The organism is Catenuloplanes atrovinosus (assembly GCF_031458235.1).
Classification (GTDB): Bacteria; Actinomycetota; Actinomycetes; order Mycobacteriales; family Micromonosporaceae; genus Catenuloplanes; species Catenuloplanes atrovinosus.
On record NZ_JAVDYB010000001.1, the window covers coordinates 4,426,097 to 4,449,166 of the forward strand.

The following is a 23,070-nucleotide window of genomic DNA, read 5'->3' on the forward strand; positions in this document are numbered from 1 at the left end:
CGTGGACTCCGCCTGGGGCATGTGTGGATCTAAGTATCGGCTGGTGGGGCGATTTGCTGTGACCGCTGGCGGCGCGGTCAGACTTATTCGACGTCGACTCATGTCGGTGATCTGACATGTGAATTGATGGGTTTCGGCGTGGCGGGTGCGGTTTGGGTGGGCAGTCGAGAGTCCAATTTGGCGCCGGGTGTCGATGGACGTAGCGGTTTCCTATTGATCTTTTGGTGGTGTGGGGGTTCGGTGGCGCAGACGGTTCCGGTGCGTGTGGGTGCGGTCGAGGTCCTGCTGGAGGCGGTTTCGGTGCCGGGTTCGCAGCAGACGTCGGCAGGGGGCCGGGTGGCGGATTACGCCGCGGGTGCGTTCGAGCGGGCTCAGGTGGTGTTGGAGGAGGTCGCGGTGTCGATGGGGCGGATCGTGGGCCGGGTCGGTAGCCCTGAGTTGGTGAAGGAAGAGTTCGGGGTGAAGGAGTCGGTGCCGGCTGTGGGGCGGGTGGAGGCGGCTTCGTGACCGATGATGTGACGGTGTCCGGCCTGGGTTTTCTTGGCTGGGTGGCCGACGCTGATGACACGGCGGTGGGGACCTGTTTCCAGGTGGAGGCGGGTGTCTTGGTCACGGCGCGTCACGTGCTGGCCGATGCCGGTGCGGCTGGGGTGGGTGATGCCGTCCGGGTGGCGCCGATCGGTGGTGGCCCGGGGCGGGAAGCCGTGGTGGTGCGGGTGGACGAGGTTCATGATCTCGCGGTGCTGACGACCGGAATCCCGTTGCCCGACTCGTGTGTGCGGCTGATCGTGTCGGATGCGGTGCGTGATGACGAGCCGGTGTCTATTGCCGGGTATCCCACGGTGGAGGACGCGGGCATCTCGTACGAGTTGTTGACGTCGGGTGGCCGGTGGCGGGGTGCGGTGCTGCGGGACAGGGTGTTGTGGTCGCGGTTGCAGGCCGATGCGGTGATGCCGGGTATGAGTGGTGCACCGGTGCTGCGGGCCGCTGATCGGGCGGTGGTGGGTGTGGTGTCCGGCCGGTACAACTCGGTGGACGGGTGGCTGGCCGGCGCGGTGTGGGTGGCGCGGGTGGAGGATCTGCGGCCGCTGCTGGACGGCGTGGCTCGTGTGGAGATTGAGGACGACCTGCCGCCGGGGGCGCGGCTGGATGTGGTGCTGGAGGTGTCGGACTCGCGGGTGCGGCTGTCCGGGGCCGGTGAGGATGTGACCGCCGCGCATCGGGGGGTGTCGCCGGGTCTGGTGAATGCGCTGCATGATGTCCGGCGGGAACGCGGGCGTCCTCGTGCGGTGGTGCGGGACGACCTCGGCGTGGTGCAGAGTGCGCCGGGTGTGGTGTCGCTGCGCCGTGCGGGTGAGCTGCTCGCGGAGTCGTTTCTGCCGGTTGCGGTGGCGCAGGCTCTGGCCCGGCTGCTGCACCGGGCGCAGCGGGCGCATGTTCCCGTGCGGGTGGGTGTGGAGGCGCCAGGGCGTTGGGCGTTGCCGTGGGAGGCGCTGCCGGATCCGGTGACCGGTCGCCCGTTGGTGCTTCATGATCTGGTGTCGGTGTATCGGCGGGTGCCGGCGGCGGGTTCCCGGTCGGCGCCGGTGGCGGGTCCGTTGCGGATCGTGGTGGCCATCGCGTCGCCGGAGATCGGTGGCGGACCGTTGCTGGATTATGAGCGGGAGCTGGGCGCGGTGCTGGACGCCGTGCATTCGGCGCATCGCAGCCGGGCGGTGGTGCGGATCGTGCCGTTCGCGACGACCACGGCGATTCGTGCGGTGCTGTCCGAGGACACCACTCATGTGCTGCACCTGTCGGCGCACGGGGCTCCTGGGCTGTTGCATCTGGAGGATGAGCAGGGCAGCGCGCGGGGGGTCGACGCGGCCACGTTCGTGCGGGAGGCGGTCCCGGAGGGCCGGATGCCGCGGGTGATCTCTCTGGCCGCCTGCTACACCGACGCCGAGGGTGAGGACGGCGCGCAGTCCTTCGCCGCGCAACTGGCCCAGCACGGTGCCGGGGCGGTGATCGCGACACAGACGTCGGTGACGGATGTGTATGCCACCCGCCTGTTCGCCCGGGTGTATGCGGAACTTGCCGGGTCCGGGTCGCCGGATGTCGTCGCCGCCGTCGCGCAGGCCCGCCGGGCGGTGCAGCATGGCTTCGCCACCGGCGCGGACGCCGTGGCGCAGGCGGTGGCGGGGATGGACGAGTGGAGTGTGGTCAGCGTGCTGGCCGGCGCCCCCACGGTGAGCGTGGTGGACGGTACGGCTTCTGCTGTCCGGCGGGTGGAGACGGTTCCGGATCTGAAAGGTCTGCTGGCGCGGCCGGTGGGCCAGTTCGTCGGCCGCCGGCACGCCCAGCGGATGCTGCCGGGCCTGCTGCGTGGTGACGGCGCAGCGGGGGTGTTGCTGTATGGGATCGGTGGGATCGGGAAGACCACTCTGGCCGCGGAGCTGATCCGCCGACTGCTGGACACGACGCAAGACTGGCAGTTGGTCACCGTGACCGGGCCGGTCACGGTGGACGGTGTGCTAACCGCGGTGGCCGGCGCGGCGCGCCGGGACCTGCTGCGCCGCGAGGAGCTGTTCGGGGCCGCGGTGGTCGCGGTGCAGGCGGCGAGCCGGGCGGACCTGCCGTGGCAGGACCGCCTCGGCCTGCTCCGGGAGGACGTGCTGTCCGACACGGCGATCCTGCTGGTGCTGGACAACTTCGAGGACAACCTGGCCCCCGGCACCGGGCGGGACTGGTCGATCACGGACCCGAACCTGGAAGGGCTGCTGACCGCGTGGCTTGGCAGCCCCGGCCGCAGCCGGCTGCTGATCACCAGCCGGCACCCGTTTGCTCCCGATGCCGCGGCTACCGGCCGGCTGCACGCCTATCAGGTGCCGCCGCTGAGCCTGGCCGAGACCCGGAAGCTGATGTGGTCGCTGCCCCGCCTCGACCGGCACGCCACAGACCCGCCCGCCCGGGAACGGGTCTGGCGCACCGTCGGCGGGCACCCCCGGGCGCTGGAGTACCTGGACGCGCTGCTGCCCGGCGAACAACCCGCCACGGCGGGTCAGGCGCGTTTCGCCGACATCACCCAACGGCTGCACAACGCGGTCCAGGACCGTCTCGGCCCTACCGAGTCCACCACGTGGCTACAGCAGAAGCGGACCCTCGACGCCGCGCTCGCCGATACCGTCACCCTCGCCGCCGACGACGTCCTGCTCACCGAACACCTGACCCGGCTCACCCCCATCGAAGACGCCGTCACCACCCTGGCCGCGCTCAGCGTCTACCGCGAGCCCGTCGACACCAGCGCACTGCTGTTCCACATCGGTGTCCCCGACCCGGAACGGGCCGACACACCCGACCGCGCCGAGACCATGGCGCAGGTGCGTGACCTGCTCTCCCGCTACCGGCTCGACCTCAACCAGATCGACGAAGCAGCAGGTCCGGACAGCCCGTTGACACCGCAGGACCGCACGCTGCTGGCCCGGCTCGCCGATGAGGCCTCCCGGCCGCCTCATCCGCCGTTCACCGCCCCGGCCGGACTCGGCGGCCTGATCCGGCAACTGTCCGCGACCAGCCTGATCACCACCCTCGACGACGGCCGGGTGGTGATGCACCGGTGGACCGCCACCGAACTGCACCACCGCTGGAACAGCCCAGCCGGGCACCACCACCAACCGGCACTCGTCACGACCGCCCACCACGCAGCCGCCGCCTACTGGCGATGGCGCGTGAACGCCTGGCCGCAAGACCGCGCCGTCGACCTCCACGACCTCGAGGAGGCCCGCCACCACCTGCTCGCCGCCGGAGACCCGGACACCGCCGGCACCATCACCGAGTACATCTGCTCCCAGCTCCACGACTGGGGCGCATGGGACCACGAGACCAGCCTCATCCACGACACGCTCCGCTGGCTCCCCGCCGACTCACCCCGCCGCCCCGCCTGGTACCACCAGCTCGGCATCCTCGCCCAGGACCGGGGCGACTACCCCGAAGCCGAACGCCGCTACCAGCAATCCCTCACCATCGACGAGGAACTCGGCAACCGGGCCGACATGGCCACCAGCTACCACCAGCTCGGCATCCTCGCCCAGGACCGGGGCGACTACCCCGAAGCCGAACGCCGCTACCAGCAATCCCTCACCATCAAGGAGGAACTCGGCAACCGAGCCGGCGCCGCCACCAGCTACCACCAGCTCGGCATCCTCGCCCAGGACCGGGGCGACTACCCCGAAGCCGAACGCCGCTACCAGCAATCCCTCACCATCTTCGAGGAGCTCGGCAACCGGGCCGGCGCCGCCACCAGCTACCACCAACTCGGCAACCTCGCCTACCTCGCCGGTGACTACCCGGAAGCCGAACGCCGCTACCAGCAATCCCTCACCGTCAAAGAGGAACTCGGCAACCGAGCCGGCGCCGCCAACAGCTACCACCAGCTCGGCATCCTCGCCCAGGACCGGGGCGACTACCCCGAAGCCGAACGCCGCTACCAGCAATCCCTCACCATCTTCGAGGAGCTCGGCAACCGGGCCGGCGCCGCCAACAGCTACCACCAGCTCGGCATCCTCGCCCAGGCCCGGGGCGACTACCCCGAAGCCGAACGCCGCTACCAGCAATCCCTCACCATCTTCGAGGAACTCGGCAACCGGGCCGGCATGGCCGGCAGCTACCACCAGCTCGGCATCCTCGCCCAGGCCCGGGGCGACTACCCCGAAGCCGAACGCCGCTACCAGCAATCCCTCACCCTCTTCGAGGAACTCGGCAACCAGCCCAGTATTGCCACCACGATCAGCCAACTCGGGAATCTACGAGCCGACATGAACGACCTCGCCGGAGCGGTACCACTTCACTGCCAAGCACTGGCGATACGGCTGTCCATCGGCGTACCGCAAGCCGAAAACAACATCGCCCGCCTCCGAGACCTCCGCACGAAGCTTGGCGACACAAATTTCTCCGTAGCGGCCAGGACCGTCTTCGACGAACGGTCCTTTATGACCTTGATCGCCATACTCGACCAAACAGGCTAGTCCCAATAAGGATGGGCATAGCACACGCCTTATCGGCGAAGCGGTCGGGAGGCCTCGCATTCCGCTTCAGTTCCCATACTCCACGGCAAAATGGGCAGAAAAACAGACAAGCCCGTGTAGTACGTAAACGCCAAGATCACGTATCCGCTCATGCCGCAGAGAACGCGCGATCTGCCCTGAGCCAGCCGTCACCATGCGTGATGAGTCCACCACAAGCGAGCGAGAAGTCCCGGAGGGACCGGTGTGCGCTTCTCCCTATGAGCGCCTACCAAGTGTGGCTCTTTCGATGTGAGTACAAGCAGGTCAGGCCACCGAGTCCGGTGTGAAGGGTGTCAGGCAGAACGGATGGCCGGCCGGATCAAGCAGTACCCGCCACCGGGGGTCGGGCTGATCCGGCAGCGTGGCCCCGAGCGCTACCGCTCGCTCCACAGCCGTCCCGAGATCGTCTGCGGTGAGGTCGAGGTGCACGATCGCCGTTCCCGGCCAGACAGGAGGGGCGTAACAGTCGACTTGTTGCGCTACCAGCACAGCCCCGTGCACCTCGATTCCGACACTGGTTTCCTTCGCCCACAACTGGCGACCTCCAAGCAGCGCCCGGTAGAAGTCGGCGAGCTGCTGCGGGTCGGGACAGTCCAAGGAGATGGCTACAAGCCTTATCGGGCGGAGCTCGGTCACAGTGGCACCCTACGGCCTCTGACGCATGTGCTGGCCCTCGGACATCCGGATCTGCCGCTGCGCAGGCACGGCGCCCGCCGCCGCCGTCGTCACGCGCGGTATCTCTACTCGTCGACCCGGGCGACAGCCACGTGGCGTAGTCCATTTCGGCTTGTCCGCGTGAGGGTGGTAGGTGCTCGTCGCGGTTAGAACGTGGCGGCCGTAGCGTTGAGCCACCCGGTAGGTGTGCTTGCCCGACCAGGCGACCACGGGCTGGTCGCACCGGGACGCGTCGCGCACGTAGTCGACGATCGTGGCCGGGTTGATGGCGAACGGTATGGCGCACGGTGTCACCGCCCGGCCGTTGAAGATGAACACCTCATCGCGGAAGAGGTCGACGTACCAGAGCCGGTTCTCGGCCCGTTGCACGAGTAGTCGGGTTGCCGGGTGGCGTTGCGCGGTGACCCAGGCAACGAGGGCGACTTCACGCTCGCCGAGATCGGTGGCCGGTCCGTAGTGGTCCTCGGGGTGACTCGGCGACGGAGATGGAAACTATTCGACGCAGCCGGAGAATACCGTCACGCAATGTCTCCTCCGCACCGCCCGCGGTGCACTCTGATGCCGCAGATGATGCGCAGCCGCCCCCTCGTCCGGCAGGCCCTCAACCCGGACGGCCGCGAAGCGATTACGGCAGCTTGTCACCGCGGGAAGCGATACCCCGGCAGGCCGGCGATCTGGCCGTCGGCCTGCCCGGGATCCGCCACGCACGCCGACACGGTCGGCGACCACAACTGCAGACGATGGGGAATGAAGACGTACGACCCTAGGAGGCCATGCGCTCCCGCAGTGACCGGGGGCGCAGGTCGGTCCAGGTGCGCTCCACGTAGTCGAGGCAGGCGGCCCGTGACTCCTCGCCGAAGGCGACCGTCCAGCCGGCGGGCACGTCGACGAAGGAGGGCCACAGCGAGTGCTGGTCCTCGTCGTTGACCAGCACCAGGTACCGGCCGTCGGGGTCCTCGAAGGGGTTGGTCGTCATCAGTTGGTCCTTTCCGCGTCGGTGAACAGGTCGGTCAGGGTGCGGCCGGGGTCGGCCACGGCCGCCGCGAGCAGCCGCTGGAACGTCTCGGCGAGCGCGACCATCCGGTCGTGGTCGAACCGGTCCACGGCGTACTCCAGGTCGCAGTGGATCGGCCGGTCGCCGGCCGGCTCGTAGAAGCTCAGGGTCAGCTCGGCGCGCAGCGCCCCGGTGGGCAGCGTCTCCAGGGCGAAGCCGCCGACCTCGGCCAGCCGGGCCTCCTCGTGGTGCACGATCATCACCTGCGGCGGTGGCACACCGTCGGCCCGCAGCGCGTCGAACGGCAGGTCCTGCAGGTCGAGCGCGCCGAGGTCGGTCTCCCGGATCCGGGCCAGCAGCGCGGCGAACGTGGGGTTCCCGCCGGTGTCGGTGCGCAGCACCACCGTGTTGAGGAAGCAGCCGACCAGGTCGGCCAGGCCCGGCTCGGAGCGGCCGGCGACCAGCGCGCCGATCGGCAGGTCGGTTCCGGCGCCGGCGCCGGTCAGCAGCGCGGCCGTCACGGCGTGGAAGATCATGAACATGCTGGTGCCGGTACGCCGGGCGAGCTCGTCGACGGCGCGGTGCACGGTCTCGTCCAGCACGATCGGCACCAGCCCGCTGCGGCCGGAGGTGTTCGACGAGGCCTGGGCACCGGGCAGCGTCAGGCGGGGCGCGCCGGCCAGCAGCGACCGCCACCGGCCGAGCTGGCGGGCGTGCAGCGAGGCCGGGTCGTCCGGGTCGCCGAGCAGCGCGTACTGCCAGCGGGTGTAGTCGGCGTAGTCGACCGGCAGCGGCGTCAGCGCACGGCCCTGGTAGGCGGTGGCCAGGTCGCGGATCAGCGGCACCGCCGACCATTCGTCCACGCCCAGATGGTGCACGGTGAGCAGGATCGCCTCGTCGCCGAGCATCCGGGCCCGCAGTGGCGCCCGGCCGATCGGGTCGACCGGTTCCCGGCTGAGCCGGGCCAGTTGCGCGTCCAGCGGTTCGCCGGTCCTGTCCACCCGTTCCAGCACGGGCCGGTCGGTCTCGACCCGCCACAGCTCGCCCGCGGCCCAGCGGTAGCCGGTGCGCAGCGGCGCGTGGCGGGTGACCACGGCGTCGAGCGCCGCGGCGAAGGTGTCGCCGTCCAGGCCGTGGAAGGCGAAGGCCAGGTCCCAGCCGCCGGCCGGCGCGTGGGCCAGGTGCCGCTGCACCGGTGCGGCCCGGCCGTCGGGCTCCTCCCCGGCCGGGCGGGCGGTGAGCGCCGGCCGGGCGGTGGCCGTGGGCCGGTCGATGAGCCGGGCCAGCCCGGCCACGGTCGGCGAGTCGAAGACGTCCCGGACCCGCAGGTCGGCGCCGAACGCGGTGCGGACCGCGCCGATCAGCCGCATGCAGGACATCGAGTGCCCGCCGAGGGCGAAGAAGTCGTCGTCCACGCCCACCCGGGGCAGGCCGAGGATCTCCGCGAACAGCGCGGCCAGCCGGGTCTGCGCCTCGGTGACCGGTGCGGCGTCCCCGGCCAGCGCCGCCCAGTCCGGGGCGGGCAGCCGACGCCGGTCGACCTTGCCGTTCGGGGTGCGTGGCAGGTCGCCGTCGACCGCGACGATCAGCGCCGGCACCAGGTAGCTGGGCAACCGGGCGGCCAGGTCGGCGCGGACCACCGCGGGGTCGACGTGCCCGGCCGCGGCGACGACGTAGCCGATCAGCCGGGTGGTGTCGCCGGTGCCGTCGACGACGACGACCGCCTGCGCGACGTCCGGGTGGGCGGTGAGGGCCGTCTCCACCTCGGCGGGCTCGATCCGATGTCCGCGGATCTTGACCTGGTCGTCGACCCGGCCGAGGAAGTCGATCAGTCCGTCGGCGCGCCACCGGGCCCGGTCACCGGTGCGGTACATCCGGGCGCCGGGCGGCCCGTACGGGTCGGCGACGAACCGGGCGGCGGTCAGGCCCGGCTGCCCGAGGTAGCCGCGGGCCAGTCCCCGCCCGCCGATGTAGAGCTCGCCGACCGCGCCGGGCGGCACCGGTTGCAGGCGGCGGTCGAGCACGTAGGCGACGGTGTTCGGGTCGGGAACGCCGATCGGCACCGCGTCCGTCCAGCCCGGCACGGCCCGCCAGAGCGTCGAGTTGACCGTCGCCTCGGTCAGTCCGTACGCGACGAACAACCGCAGCGTGGCGGCCCAGCGGGAGATCACCTGGGGTGGCACCTGCTCGGTGCCGACCAGCACGGTGAGCCCGGCCGGCAATTCGCTGCCCGGCGGGAGCGCGGCCACCAGCGACGGCGGCAGGATCGCGTGGCTGACCTGGTAGCGGGTCAGCAGCCGGGTGAGCGCCGGCCCGGGAGCACGCGCGTCGTCGGGGGCGATGATCAGCCGGGCGCCGGTGGCCAGCGCCATCGACACCTCGAAGGCGAACACGTCGAAGCCGATCGAGGCGAACTGCAGGATGCCGCTGGCGGCGGTCACGCCCATCGGGTCGATCGCGGTCTCGACCAGGCTGCCGATGCCCTCGTGCGTGACGGCGACGCCCTTGGGCCGGCCCGTCGATCCGGAGGTGTAGATGACGTACGCGGCGTGGTCGATCCCGGCCGGCGGCGCCGGCAGCACCGTGGCGACCGGCCCGTCCGCGTCGACCGGCACCCGCGCGACGCCGTCCACGCCGGGCAGCGTGCAGGCGACCGCGTCGTTGGTGATCACGTGCCGGGTCCCGGAGTCGGTCAGCATGAGGGCCAGCCGGTCGGCCGGGTGCTGCAGGTCCAGCGGCAGGAACGCGGCGCCGAGTTCGAGCACGCCGAGCACGGCCACGATGGTCTCCAGCGAGCGCGGCAGCGCCACGGCGACCACGTCCTCCGGCCGTACCCCCCGATCGGCCAGGACCCCGGCCAGGCGGTGGGCGCGCGCCGCGAGCGCGGCATAGGTCAGTGTGCGGTCGCCGTCGACGACCGCCACCGCGTCCGGCCGCTCAGCCGCCCGGGCCGCGAAGGCATCGAAAAGGCTCAGTTCCTCCACGGTACGGGCGGTGCGGTTGAACGTGCGCAGCACGCGCTCGCGTTCGTCGTCGACCAGCACGTCCAGCCCGATCAGCGGCGTGTGCGGGCCGGCCACCGCGGCGGTCGCCAGCGCGACGAGCCGCCGGGCCAGCAGCCGGACCGTCGCCCGGTCGAACAGCGCGGTGCGGTAGATCAACCGGCAGGTCATCGCGTCGCCGCCGTGCTCGGCCAGCTCCACGACGAGGTCGAACCGGGCCGTACCGGTGTGCAGTGGCTCGTCCTCGACCTCGATCCCGGCCAGGGTGAACGTGTCCGGCGTGTGGTGCCGGTGCACCACCATCACCTGGAACAGCGGGTGCCGCGACGCCGACCGGGGCGGGTTGACCGTCTCGACGACCGCCTCGAACGGCACGTCCTGGTGGGCGAAGGCGGCCAGGTCACCGTCGCGGACCCGGGCCAGCAGGGTGGCGAAGCTGGGCTCCCCGCGCAGATCGGTGCGCAGCACGAGCGTGTTGACGAAGAATCCGACGAGGTCGTGCAGGGCCTCCTCGGTGCGGCCGGCGATCGGCGCGCCGAGGGGGATGTCGTCGCCGGCGCCGACGCGGTGCAGCAGGGCCGCGGTCAGCGCGTGCGCCACCATGAACGGGCTGGCGCCGGCGTCGGCCGCCAGCCGGCGCAGGCCACGGACCACGTCGGCGGGCAGCTCGACGCTCACCTCGTCGCCGTCCGCGCTCGCCTCGGCCGGGCGGGGGCGGTCCAGCGGCAGCGGGATCTCCTCCGGGGCGCCGTCGAGGGTGGTGCGCCAGAACGCGTACTGCTCCTCGGCGACCCGGGCGAGCAGTTCCCGCTGCCACTGGGCGTAGTCGGCGTACTGCACGGGCAGCGGCGCGAGCTCCCGCCCCTCGTAGGCGGCGGCGAGGTCGGCCAGGAACGGCCCGTCGGACCACTCGTCGGTCACGATGTGGTGCAGCAGCAGCACGAGCACGTGCTCGCCGGGGCCGCGGCGGATGAGCGTGGCCCGCAGCGGCAGCTCGGCGGCCAGGTCGAACGGCCGGGCGGCGAGCTCGGCCACGTCGGCGTCGTCGACGACCTCGAGCGGCGGGCGGGCCGCGTCGACCGGCAGAATCCGCTGGTACGGCTCGCCGTCCTCGGCGTCGATGACGGTCCGCAGGATCTCGTGCTTCGCGGCCACCGCGTGCAGCGCGTCGTGCAGCGCGCCGACGTCCAGCGGGCCGCGCAGGCGCAGGGTCAGCGGGAAGTTGTAGGCCGCCGACGGGCCCTGCATGCGGTCGAGGAACCACAGGCGGCGCTGCGCGAACGACAGCGGCAGCCGTTCGGGGCGGTCCATCGGCCGCAGCACCGGCCGGTCGGTCGCGCCGCCTCCGGTCCGCGCGGCCAGCTCTGCCACGGTCGGCGCCTCGAACAGGTCGCGGATGGACAGTTCCGCGCCGAGCGCCGTCCGGGCCCGGCTGACCAGGCGGATCGCGAGCAGCGAGTGCCCACCCAGGTCGAAGAAGCTGTCGTCGACGCCGACCCCGGGAACGCCGAGCAGGTCGGCGTAGATCTCGCACAGCGCGGTCTCGGCCGGCGTCGACGGTGGCCGGGTCGCGGCCGAGGTCTGCACGGTGGCGGCGGGCAGGGCCCGGACGTCGAGCTTGCCGTTGACGGTCAGCGGCAGCCGGTCGACCGCGACCATCGCGGCCGGGACCATGTAGTCGGGCAGCCGCTCCTTCAGCAGTGTGCGCACGTCACGCAGCACGTCGTCGTCGGCGGAGGTCCACTCCGGACCGCGGACGAGGTAGGCGGCCAGCCGCTTGGCGCCGTCCGCGCCCGCGGACTGCGCCACCACCGCCGCATGGCCGACGATCGGGTGCGCGGCGATCGCGGACTCGATCTCGCCCAGTTCCACCCGGTAGCCGCGGATCTTCACCTGGTCGTCGGTGCGGCCGAGGAAGTCGAGGTTGCCGTCCGGGCGCCGCCGCACGAGGTCACCGGTGCGGTACATCCGCTCCCCCGGCGCGCCGTAGGGGTCGGCGACGAACCGCTCGGCGGTCAGCCCGGCCTGCCGGTGGTAGCCGCGGGCCAGGCCGATCCCGGCGATGTAGAGCTCGCCGGGGGCGCCGGGCGCGGCCGGGCGCAGGAACGCGTCGAGGATGTAGGCGCGGGTGTTCCAGATGGCCCGGCCGACGGTCGGGGTGTCGCTGTCCTCGGTGCCGCCGCCGAGCGTGTTGATCGTGTACTCGGTCGGGCCGTACAGGTTGTAGCCGGTCACCCCGTCGGTGTCGCGCAGCCTGCTCCACACGGTGTCGGGTACCGCCTCGCCGCCGAGCAGCACCAGCGGGGGCCGGTGCCGGCCGTCGCCGTCGTCGAGCAGGCCCTGCTCGATCAGGTGGTGGGCGTAGGTCGGGGTCACGTTGACGACGTCGATGCGGTGCGCGTCGCAGTAGGCGACCAGTCCCGCGGCGTCCCGGCGCAGCTGTTCGTCGCAGACGTGCACCTCGTGGCCCTCGACGAGCCAGAGCAGTTCCTCCCACGACATGTCGAACGCGAACGAGACGGTGTGCGCGATCCGCAGCCGCCGTCCGGCCGCGGCCACCACCGGGCCGAAGATCGCCTCCCGGTGGTTGAGCTGCATGTTGGTCAGCCCCCGGTACGGCGTGACGACGCCCTTGGGCCGGCCGGTCGACCCGGACGTGTAGATGATGTACGCCGGGTGCTCCAGCCGGTCCGCATCGCCGCGCACGAACCGCGGGGTCTCCTCGGCGGTCAGCGGGTGGCCGGGCAGGTCGAGTTCGCCCAGCACCACCACCGGCACCGTCGTCGCGGGCAGCAGCGCGGCCACCGACTCGGCGGTGAGCACGCACATCGGCGCGGTGTCGGCCAGCAGCAGCCCGAGCCGTTCGGACGGCAGGTCCAGCTCCAGCGGCAGGTAGGCGGCGCCGGTCCGGAGCACCGCGAACAGCGCGGCCACCATGTCGGGGGTCCGCGGCAGGGCCAGCGCGACGACCTGCTCCGGCCCGGCCCCGCGGGCCAGCAGCAGCCGGGCGATCCGGTTGACCCGGGCGTCGAGCTCCGCGTAGGTGAGCCGGTGCGCGCCGGCGACCAGCGCGACCGCGTCCGGTGTCCGGGCCGCCTGGTCGGCGAGCAGGTCGGCCACGGTGTCGGCGCTGACCGGGTTGCGGGTGCGGTCCCAGTCGCCGTGCAGCGTCCGCCGGTCGTCGGCGGTGAGCAGCTCCAGCGCGCCGACCGGCCGGCCGGGGTCGGTGACGATCCGGTCGAGCACGTCGGTCAGCCGGTCCAGCAGCGTCCGGGCGGCCGGGCCGTCGACGACCTCGGGCCGGTGGTCGAGCGCGATCCGGAACCGCGCGGCCGGGGTGACGACCAGGGTCAGCGGGTAGTGGGTGGCGTCCACGCTGCCGACGGCCTCGATGCCGTGCCGGCGTTGCAGGTCGGCCGCCTCGCCCTCGTCGACGAAGTTCTGCATCACGTAGAGCGTGTCGAACAACTGGCCGTGCCCGGCCGCGCGCTGGATGTCGGCCAGGCCCACGTGGTCGTAGTCCATCAGCGTGAGGCGCTGGTCCTGTACGCGCCGCAGCAGGTCGCGCACGGACTCGCGCGGGTCGGGCGCCACCCGTACCGGGACGGTGTTCAGGAACAGCCCGATGATGGTGTCGACGAGCGGCACGTCGCCGTGCCGGCCCGCCACCGTCATGCCGAACACGACGTCGCTGCGCCCGGCGAAGCCGCCCAGCACCAGGCCCCAGGCGGTGCTGAACACGGTGTTGAGGGTCAGGCCGTGGGTACGGGCGGCGTCCCGCAGCCGCGCGGACAGCTCCGCCGGCAGCTCGACCGCGTGCCGGTCGGGCAGCGCCGGTGGCAGGCTCCGGTCGGCCGGCCCGATCATCGTCGGCTCGGCCAGGCCGGTCAGCGCGTCCCGCCAGTGCGCGAGCGCGGCCGCGGTGTCCTGCCCGGCGAGCCAGGCCAGGTGATCGCGGTAGGAGCCGGCGGCGGGCAGGCCGCCGGCGTCGCCGTCCCGCTCGTACAGGGTGAACAGCTGCTCGACGAAGAGCTCCTCGGACCAGCCGTCCCACAGGATCAGATGGTGGCTGACCACGAGCCGGTCCCGGCCGCCCGGCAGCCGGATCAGCGTGAGCCGGCACAGCGGCGGGTCGGCGAGGTCGAACTGGCGGGCCCGGTCCGCGGCCATCACCTCGGCGACGGCCGCGGCGCGGTCCGGGCCGTCGAGGTCGCTCAGGTCCACCTCGTCGATCGGCAACGCCAGTCCGTCCGGGACGAACTGCACCGGCCGGCTCAGCCCGTGGCTGGCGAACCCGGCGCGCATGCCGTCGTTGCGGGCCAGCAGTGCCGCTCCGGCCCGGCGCAGCCGCGGCAGGTCGACGCGGTAGCCGAGGTCGAACGCGTCCTGTCCGGTGTAGACGTCCAGGGCACCGGCGTCGTAGCTGGCGTGGAAGTACAGGCCCTCCTGCAACGGTGACAGCGGCCAGACGTCACCGACGGGCGCGGTGCTGAGCTGCCGTACCCGGGTCAGTTCGTCCTCGGTGAGGGCGAGCAGGGTCGTCCCGCCGGCGAGCGTGCGCAGGGCCGCGGCCCAGCCGTCGGCCAGCGCGGTGACGTCGTCCTGGCGCAGTGGCCCGTCGGCCCAGGTCCAGGTCGCGGCGAGCCGCGGGCCGGCGCCGGTCTCCTCGCACACGACGTCGACCTGGAGCAGGTGGGCCAGGTCCAGGCCGCCGTTGACCTCGGTGGGCAGGGGCTCGGCGGCCGGGGTCCACGGTGCCCCGGTGCCGGCCGGGAACCGGCCGTAGTAGTTGAACAGCACCTGCGGTACGGCCATCCGGGCCAGGATGGGCGCGGTCTGTGCGTTGAGGTAGCGCAGCATGCCGTAGCCGATGCCGCCGTCGGGGGCGGCGCGCAGCGCCTCCCCGGTGCGGGCGACCAGGGCGCGCAGGTCGCCGCCGCCCCCGTCGAGACGCACCGGTTGGACCGCGGTGAGCCAGCCGACGGTACGGGCGAGGTCCAGGCCCGGCTCGAGCTGCTCGCGGCCGTGCCGCTCGACCTCGACCAGCAGGTCCGTGCCGGGCGTGCCGCGCCAGGCGCCGATGCCGTGGTGCAGGGCGGCGAGCAGCACGTCGGTGATCTCGGCCGACGGCATGGCCGGTACGGCGGCCAGCAGCGCCCGGGTCTCGGCGACGGTCAGCCGGGTGGTGTGCCGCCGGGCCTCGGCGCCGGGCCGCACGACGGCACCGGGCAGCAGGTCGGCCCCGGGCGCGAGCACCCGGACCCAGTGCTCCAGTTCGTCCAGTCGTTTCGGCGCCTGGGCCTGGGTCTGCACGGCCTGGGCGTAGCGGCGCAGTGAGGTGCCGGCCGGCGGCAGCGGCGCTCCGGCGGCGGCGGTGGCGAGGTCGTCGAGCAGGATTCGCCAGGACACGCCGTCCACGACGAGGTGATGGGCCATCAGCAGCAGGTGGCCCGGGCGGTCGCCGGCGTCGAACCAGACCGCCTGCAGCATCCGGCCCTCGTCGGGGTCGAGCCGGTCGGTGGCGGCGGTGGTCTCCGCGGCGATCAGGTCGGTGAGCGCGGCCGGGGGCAGCGCGGCGACGTCCACCCGGCGGATCAGCGCGCTCGCGTCGGCGGCCGGTGCGGTCTCGGTCGTCCACAGCACCGAGGCGACGCGGCGCAGTCGCAGCCGCAGTCCGTCGTGCCGGTCGAGCACCGCCTGCAGCGCCCCGGTCACGTCGGCGTGGGGTGGCACGGCGAGCAGCACCGGCAGGGTGAACCGGTCGATCGGGGCGCCGGTGTCGCGCAGCCAGGCCACGATCGGCAGCAGCGGCACGTCGCCGACGCCGTCCGACTCGGCCGGCGCGGGCTCGGCGACGGCCTGCTCCGCGACGGCGGGAAGGGCCGCCGCCAGGGCGCGGGGGGTGCGCAGGGTGAGCACGTCGCGCGGTGCGACCGGCAGGCCGAGGCGCCGGGCCCGGCTGGAGACGGAGATGGACAGGATGCTGTCCCCGCCCAGGGCGAAGAAGTCGTCCTCGGGCTCGGCCCGGGGCAGGCCGAGGACGGCGGCGAACACCTCGGTCAGCGCCCGTTCCCGGTCGTCGCGGGGCACGTCCCGGCCCGGCTCCGGGCCGGCGGCCGGGGCGGAGGGCGCCAGGGCGGCGATCGCGGCCCGGTCGATCTTGCCGTTCGGGGTCAGCGGCAGCGCGTCGACGACCAGCACCACGGACGGTACGAGCGCGGCCGGCAGGGTGGCCGCCGCCTCCGCGATCAGGGCCGGGCCGTCCGGTCGTGGCCGGCCGGGCGCGGGCACCACGGCGGCGATCACGCGGACCCCGCCGGTGCCGGTGGGCCGGGCCGCGACCGCGGCGTGGCCGACGCCGGGGCGGGCGGCCAGCCAGGACTCGATCTCGGCCGGGTCGATCCGGGTGCCGCGCACCTTGATCTCGTCGTCGGCACGGCCGGCGTAGGTGAGAGTGCCGTCGGCGTGGCGGCGCACGACGTCGCCGGTGCGGTACATCCGCTCCCCCGGCGCCCCGAACGGGTCGGCGACGAACCGCAGTGCCGTCTCGGCGGTACGGCCGAGGTAGCCGCGGGCCAGTTGGACGCCGGCCACGTACAACTCGCCGGGCACGTCGGCCGGCACCGGTTGCAGGTGGTCGTCCAGGACGTAGAGGCGCGTGTTGCCGACCGGGCCGCCGATCGGCACGTCGGCGCCGTGCGTGCCGTCGTTGGGCCACCAGGTGACCTGCACCGCGGTCTCGGTCGGCCCGTAGAAGTTGTCGAGCCGGGTGCCGGTCAGCGCGTGCCACCGCCGGGCGAGGTCGCCGGAGAGCGCCTCCCCGCCGCTGGACACCCAGCGCAGCGTGCGCGCCCAGCCGGTGTCCTCGCGGACCCGATCGGACAGCAGGAATGCGGAGACCAGCGACGGGACCAGGGTGAGGGCGGTGACCTGGTGCCGGCGGATCAGCGCGGCCAGGTCGGCCGGGTCCTGGGCCGCGCCGGCCTCCGGCAGCACCACGGCGGCGCCGGTGTACAGCGGCCAGAACAGCTCCCACACCGAGGTGTCGAAGCCGATCGGGGCGAGTTGCAGCATCCGGTCGCCGGTGCCGAGCGGGAACTGCCGCCGCGACCACTCCAGTTGGTTGATGATCGCCCGGTGGCTGACCAGCACCCCCTTGGGCCGCCCGGTCGACCCGGAGGTGAAGATCAGATAGGCGGCGTGGTCCGGTGCCACGGTGACCGGTGGCGTCGCGACCGCGGCGGTCACCGGCCGGTCCCCGACCAGCACGAAGGACAGCGCGTCGGTACGCGGCAGCCCGCCGATCAGGTCGGCGGTGGTCACCACGATCCGCGCGCCGGCCTCGGCGAGCGCGCCGGTCAGCCGCTCCGCGGGCTGGGCCGGGTCGAGCGGCAGGTACGCGGCGCCCGACCTCAGCACCCCGAGCAGCGCGACGAGCAACTCCACCCGGTGCGGGACGAGCACGGCCACGATCCGCTCGGGGCCGGCGCCCCGGGCGATCAGCCGCTCGGCCAGCTCCGCGGCCCGGTCGTCGAGTTCGCGGTAGGTGAGACTGCGCTCCCCCGCCAGGACCGCGACCGCGTCGGGTGTCCGGGCGGCCCGCGCGGCGATCGCGGCGGGCAGCGTCGTGTCCGGGACGTCGTGGCGCGGTCCGTCCAGCGCGGGCGGGGCGGACGGATGCGGCGCGATCCGGCCCACCGGCTCGTCGGGTGCGTGCACGACGGCGGCCAGCAGCCGGGCGAGCCCGGTGCGCAGGCGGTCCACCGTGGCCGGCGTGATCCGGGCCGGGTCGTACTCGACGGTGAGCGCGAGGCGGGGGCCGGGCGCCACCAGCAGGGAGACCGGGTAGTGGGTCGCCTCGCGGAAGGAGACGTCGCGCACCCGCAGCGTGCCGTCGGCGTCGCTCAGGCCCGCGTGGTCGGGGTAGTTCTCCATGACCACGAGCGAGTCGAACAGGTCACCGCCGCCGGCGCCGGCCAGCCGCTGGATCGCGGCGAGCCCGAGGTGCTGGTGGTCCAGCAGGGCCGCCTGCTCCTCGGCGAGCCGGGTCAGCAGGCCGGCCAGCGGCTCGGCCGGGTGCCAGCGCAACCGCACCGGCACCGTGTTGATGAACAGGCCGACCATCGACTCGATGCCGGCGACGTCGGCCTGCCGGCCGGAGACGGTGCTGCCGAAGGCCACGTCGCGCCGCCCGGTGAGCCGGCCGAGCAGCAGGCCCCAGACGCCGTGCAGGGCCGTGCCGAGGGTGAGCCCGTGCGCCCGGAGCCGCTGCGGCAGCGCGGTGACGACGTCGTCCGGCAGCTCCACGGCGACCTGCCGGGCCGGCTCCGGCGCGCCCGCGCTCTCGGCGAGCAGGGTCGGCGTGTCGAATCCGGCCAGCGCGGTCTTCCAGGCGTCGACGGCGGCCCGCTGGTCGCGCCCGGCCAGCCACCGCAGATACCGGCGGTACGGGGTGACCGAGGCGAGCCGGGGCGGTTCGCCGTGCGGGGCGTACCCGGCGAGCAGGTCGCGCAGGAACACCGCCACCGACCAGCCGTCGGTGACGATGTGGTGGTGGGTGAGCACCAGGGTGTGCCGGTCGGCGGCGTGCCGGATCAGCAGGCAGCGCAGCAGCGGCGGGGCGGCGAGGTCGAACCCGGCGGCCCGTTCCTCCTCCAGCCCGGACAGATCGTCCGCCTCCCGCCATGGCGCCGTGACGCCGTCCACGATCACCTGGACGACGCGACCGTCGGCCAGTTCCCGGAAGCCGGCCCGCAGCGGGGCGTGCCGGTCGAGCACCGCCTGCACGGAGCGGCGCAGCGCGCCGGCGTCCAGTGGCCCGTCCAGCGCGACGAGCTGCTGCACCACGTACCGGTCGTCGTCACCGGTGTGCGCGTGGAAGTAGAACCCGAGCTGCAGCGGAGTCGCCGGGAGCACGTCGGCCAGCCCCGGGTGCGCGGCCGCCAGGGCGTCGACGTCGTCGGTGGTCAGCGCCACGAGCGGGAAGTCCGACGGGGTGTGCCCGCCGGCGCCGGGCGCCGCCGTGTGGTCGGCGAGCGCGCCGAGCGCGGCGAACCAGGCCTCGGCCAGTTCGGCCACGCTCGCGTCGTCGATCAGGGTCTGCGGGTACGCCCAGGTCACACCGAGTCGCGGCCCGTCCGGCCAGTCCTCGGTGAAGGCGTTGACCTCCAGCGTGTACGGCGCCACCGGCATCTCGGCGTCGTAGCCGCCGGCCAGCACGCCGGCGCCCGGTACCGGCGTCCACGGGGCGTCCTGACCGGCCGCGACCGCGAACCGGCCCAGGTAGTTGAAGCTGATCTGCGGGACGGGCAGCGCGCCGAGCACGGCCGCGGTCTCCGGGTTGAGGTAGCGCAGCAGCCCGTATCCGAGGCCGTGGTCGGGCACCGCGTGCAGCTGTTCCTTGACCCGCTTGAGGGCCGCGCCCGCGTCCGGCCCGCCGGCCAGCGCGTCGGTGACGTCCACGTCGCCGAGATCGAGCCGGACCGGGAAGACGCTGGTGAACCAGCCGAACGTGCGGGACAGGCGCGCCTCGGCGTCGATCTGCTCCTCGCGGCCGTGCCCCTCGAGCGCGATCAGCACCGGCGGTGTGGCGGTCCGCCGGCGCCGGCGCCAGTCGGTGATCGCCAGCGCCAGCGCGGTGAGCAGCACGTCGTTGACCCCGGCGTGGAACGCGGCCGGCACGCTGGTCAGCAGCTCGGCGGTGCGGTCGGCCGGCAGACGCAGGGTGAGCCGCCGGACGCTCTCCAGATCGCCGACCATGTCCAGCGGCCGGCGCCCGAACGCCGGGTCGTCGCCGGTGAGCTGGGCGGTCCAGTGCGGCAGCTCGGCGATCCGGCCGGGGCGGTGGGCGTCGGCGGTGGTGATCTCCGCCCAGCGCCGCAGCGGGGTGCCGACCGGCGCGAGCGCGGCCGGGCGGTCGGCGGCCACCGCCGCGCCGGCCTCGGCCAGGTCGGGCAGCAGGATTCGCCAGCTCACGCCGTCGACCACGATGTGGTGCACGGCCAGCACCAGGTGGCCCGGCCGGCCCGGACCGGCGTCGAGCCACACCGCCTGGACCATGACGCCGGCCTCGGGGTCGAGCCGGGCGCCCGCCTGCCGCGCCGCCTCGTCGGCCAGCTCGCGGAGCCGGCTGTCCGGCAGCCCGGACGCGTCGACGCGGTGCAGCCACCGTGCGGCGTCCACGGTGCCGGGCGCGGCGATCACGAGCCGGCCCGGCGCGGTGGCGGTGGCCCGCACCAGCCGGGAGCGCAGCGCGTCGTGCCGGTCGGCGACCGCCTGCAACGTCGCGACCAGGCCGTCGTGGCCGGCACCGGACGGCAGCCGGACCAGCAGCCACTGGTTGAACGCACGGAAGTCCCCGCCGCACTCGTCCAGCCACACCATGATCGGCAGCAACGGCATCTCGCCCACACCGGCGTCCGGTGCGTCGGCCACCTCGGCGTCGACTGTGGACAGCATCGGGGCCAGCGCCGCCACGGTACGGTGCTGGAACACCTGCCGCGGGGTGACGACCAGGCCGGCCTGGCGCGCCCGGATCACCAACTGGATCGACACGATGCTGTCGCCGCCGAGCGCGAAGAAGTCGTCGTCCACGCCGACCTCGGGCAGGCCGAGCACCTCGGCGTAGAGCGCGCAGAGCACCTCCTCCCGGGCGTCGCGGGCGGCGCCGCCGGTGGTGAGGGCGGCGAAGTCGGGGGCCGGCAGCGCGGCCCGGTCCACCTTGCCCGCGGTGGTCATCGGGATCCGGTCCAGCGGCACGAACGACGACGGCACCATGTAGTCGGGCAGCCAGCTCCGGGCGTGCGCGCGCAGCACCGCCATCAGCGCGTTGGCGTCGCGGAACGGGGCCGGCCGGTTGGCGTACCGGGTCGTGGTTCCGGGCCGGTAGGCCGCTGGCGGTTGCATGCCGGGCGGGGTGAAGACGGCGTCGAGTCGGCCGTCGCGCGCGCCGGCGGTGAAGGTGACCTCGGCCTGCCAGCCGTGCCGCTCGGCGAGCCGGTACAGCTCCTCCGGGTCGACGGGCTCCCCGGCCGGGAGCTCCGGCAGCGGGTCGAGGGTGTGCAGCACGGCGACGTCGGCGCTGACCCGGGCGTTGGGCAGGCCGGAGACCCGCAGCGGACGGTCGCCGGTGAGCCGCAGCGCCTCCCAGGTGGTCTCCTCGGCCGGCGTCGCCTGCGGCACCGGGCCGGTGCGCAGCACCACGTCGTAGCGGTAGCGAGTGAGTTCGTTGTGGAAGTGTCCGCGCTTGACCCGCACGTCGGCGGCGGTCACACCGGGCAGGGTGGCGAACAGGTCGGGGTCGACGAGCAGCTCGCCCTCCCACTGCACCGCGCGCCGCACCGCGGGCCAGGCGACGGCCGGGTCGGCGCCGGGGTGGCGCTGCGCCTCGATGCCGGCCCGCAGCGCCGGCAGCGTCGGCAGATGCCGCACGTCGCCGAGGAACACCGACCCACCGGGCGCGAGCAGACCGAGCGCCTTGGTGAGCACGTCGGTCAGGTAGTCGAGGCCGGGGAAGTACTGGGCGACCGAGTTGATCACGACGGTGTCGAAGAACGCGGTGGGCAGCCCGTCCACGTCGTCGGCGGGCCGGGCCGACAGTTCCAGGTCGGGGAAGTGCCCGCGCAGGGTGTGGATCGCCTCCTCGGAGAGGTCGGTTCCCCAGTACTCCTCCACCTGGGGCGCGATCCGGGAGAGCAGCAGGCCGCTGCCGACGCCGATCTCCAGCACCCGGCGGGGGCGCAGCGCGAGGATGGCGTCGACGGTGGCGTCGCGCCATTCGCGCATCTGCGCGACCGGGATCGGCAGTCCGTCGTAGCTGCTGTTCCAGCCGGTGAAGTTCTCCGTGTAGGACTCGGTGCGGCCGGCGGTGTAGAGCAGTTCGTGCAGCTGTTTCCACTGCCCGACCTGGGCTGCGGCCAGGTCCTCGGTGACGGCCGGGCCGTCCAGCCGGGGCACCACGTAGGCGGCGAGTCGCACCTCGCCGGGCCGGTCCTCGCGGGCCACCACGGCGACCTGGGCCACCGCCGGGTGCTGGCCGATCACCGTCTCGATCTCGCCCGGCTCGATCCGGTAGCCGCGGACCTTCACCTGGTCGTCGGCGCGGCCCACGAACTCCAGCTGCCCGTCCTCGCGCAGGCGCACGAGGTCGCCGGTGCGGTAGAGGCGCCCGCCCGCCGGGCCGTACGGGTCGGCGACGAAGCGTTCGGCGGTCAGTGCCGGCCGGCCCAGGTAGCCGCGGGCCAGGCCGGGCCCGCCGAGGTACAGCTCGCCGACCGCGCCGGCCGGGGTGGGGCGCAGGGCGGCGTCGAGCACGTGGCAGCGGGTGTCCGGGTCGGCCACGCCGATCGGCACGACGGCGCCGGGCGGGGTGGCCGGGTCGCAGCGGCCAAGGGTGGAGTTGACCGTCGCCTCGGTCGGCCCGTACGCGTTGAACATCGGCCGGTCGGCCGCCCAGCGGTTGACCAGTTCGGCCGACACCCGCTCGGTGCCGGCCAGCAGCGTGGCGCCGGCCGGGAGCGTGCAGTCGGCCGGCATGGCGGCCAGCAGCGCGGGCGGAAGGATCATGAACGTGGCGCCGTGCTCGTGGGCGTAGTCGGCCAGCGGCGCGCCGGGCACCCGGCGGTCCGCGGGCACGACGATCAGCCGCCCGCCGGTGAGCAGGCCGTTGCACAGGTCGAAGAAGGCCACGTCGAAGCTGGGCGAGGCGAACTGCAGGACCCGGCTGTGCGGGCCGACCCCGAGCCGTTCGACGGCGGTGGCCAGCAGCTTCGCCACGCCGGAGTGCGAGACGACGACGCCCTTCGGGCGGCCGGTGGAGCCGGAGGTGTAGATGACGTACGCGGCGTTGTCCGGGGTGAGCGACGGCGTGGGGGCGGCCGTGGGCCGGTCGGCGAGCTCGGCCACGAAGGCGGGATCGTCGAGCAGCACGGTGTCCGCCGCCAGCGGGCCGGCCAGTTCGGTGGTGGTGAGCACGCAGGCGGGGGCGGCGTCGGCCAGCAGGTAGGCGATCCGCTCCGCGGGGTACTCGGGGTCGATCGGCAGGTAGGCGGCGCCCGCCTTGAGCACCGCCACCTCGGCCACGATCAGGTCGGCGGACCGGGGCAGGCAGAGGCCGACCACCTGCTCCGGTCCGGCGCCACGTGCGATCAGCGCGTGGGCGAGCCGGTTGGCCCGCTCGTCGAGTGCGGCGTAGGTGAGCGCCGTGCCCTCGTACACCACGGCCACCGCCTCCGGCCGTTGGCGCACCTGGTCCGCGAAGAGCTCGGGCCAGGTCGCCAGGGTCAGGACAGCGTCGGTTCGCGCGAATTCGGGCACAGCGAAGTACCGCCCCTCGAAGGTGACGTCGGTGAGAAGTGGA

General features: G+C 73.7%; 6 protein-coding genes. 2 read left to right on the forward strand and 4 right to left on the reverse strand.

Annotated elements, in window-relative coordinates; all coding sequences use genetic code 11:
- Positions 1-240: 240 nt before the first annotated feature.
- Positions 241-507, forward strand: coding sequence for a hypothetical protein (locus J2S41_RS19820; protein WP_310369389.1), 267 nt, complete (start codon positions 241-243; stop codon positions 505-507).
- The gene (locus J2S41_RS19825; protein ID WP_310369390.1) at positions 504-5,003 is read left to right on the forward strand and encodes a tetratricopeptide repeat protein; all 4,500 of its coding nucleotides are present in this window, start codon (positions 504-506) and stop codon (positions 5,001-5,003) included. Before J2S41_RS19820 ends, J2S41_RS19825 begins: the two co-directional genes overlap by 4 nt.
- Before the next feature lie 303 nt (positions 5,004-5,306).
- Here the strand turns inward: J2S41_RS19825 and J2S41_RS19830 are convergent, their stop codons facing one another.
- From J2S41_RS19830 to J2S41_RS19845, 4 genes are all read right to left on the reverse strand, one after another.
- On the reverse strand, positions 5,307-5,678 hold the full coding sequence (locus J2S41_RS19830) for a VOC family protein (RefSeq protein ID WP_310369391.1): 372 nt from the start codon (positions 5,676-5,678) through the stop codon (positions 5,307-5,309).
- 9 nt (positions 5,679-5,687) lie between these two features.
- A complete protein-coding gene (locus J2S41_RS19835) occupies positions 5,688-6,086 on the reverse strand; it encodes a hypothetical protein (protein ID WP_310369392.1) in 399 nt (132 codons plus the stop codon).
- Positions 6,087-6,480: 394 nt separating this feature from the next.
- Entirely contained in the window at positions 6,481-6,693 is a 213-nt protein-coding gene (locus J2S41_RS19840; RefSeq protein ID WP_310369393.1) for an MbtH family protein, read from the reverse strand.
- The gene (locus J2S41_RS19845) at positions 6,693-23,027 is read right to left on the reverse strand and encodes a non-ribosomal peptide synthetase (protein WP_310369394.1); all 16,335 of its coding nucleotides are present in this window, start codon (positions 23,025-23,027) and stop codon (positions 6,693-6,695) included. The genes J2S41_RS19840 and J2S41_RS19845 overlap by 1 nt, the downstream gene beginning before the upstream one ends.
- Positions 23,028-23,070: the final 43 nt, after the last annotated feature.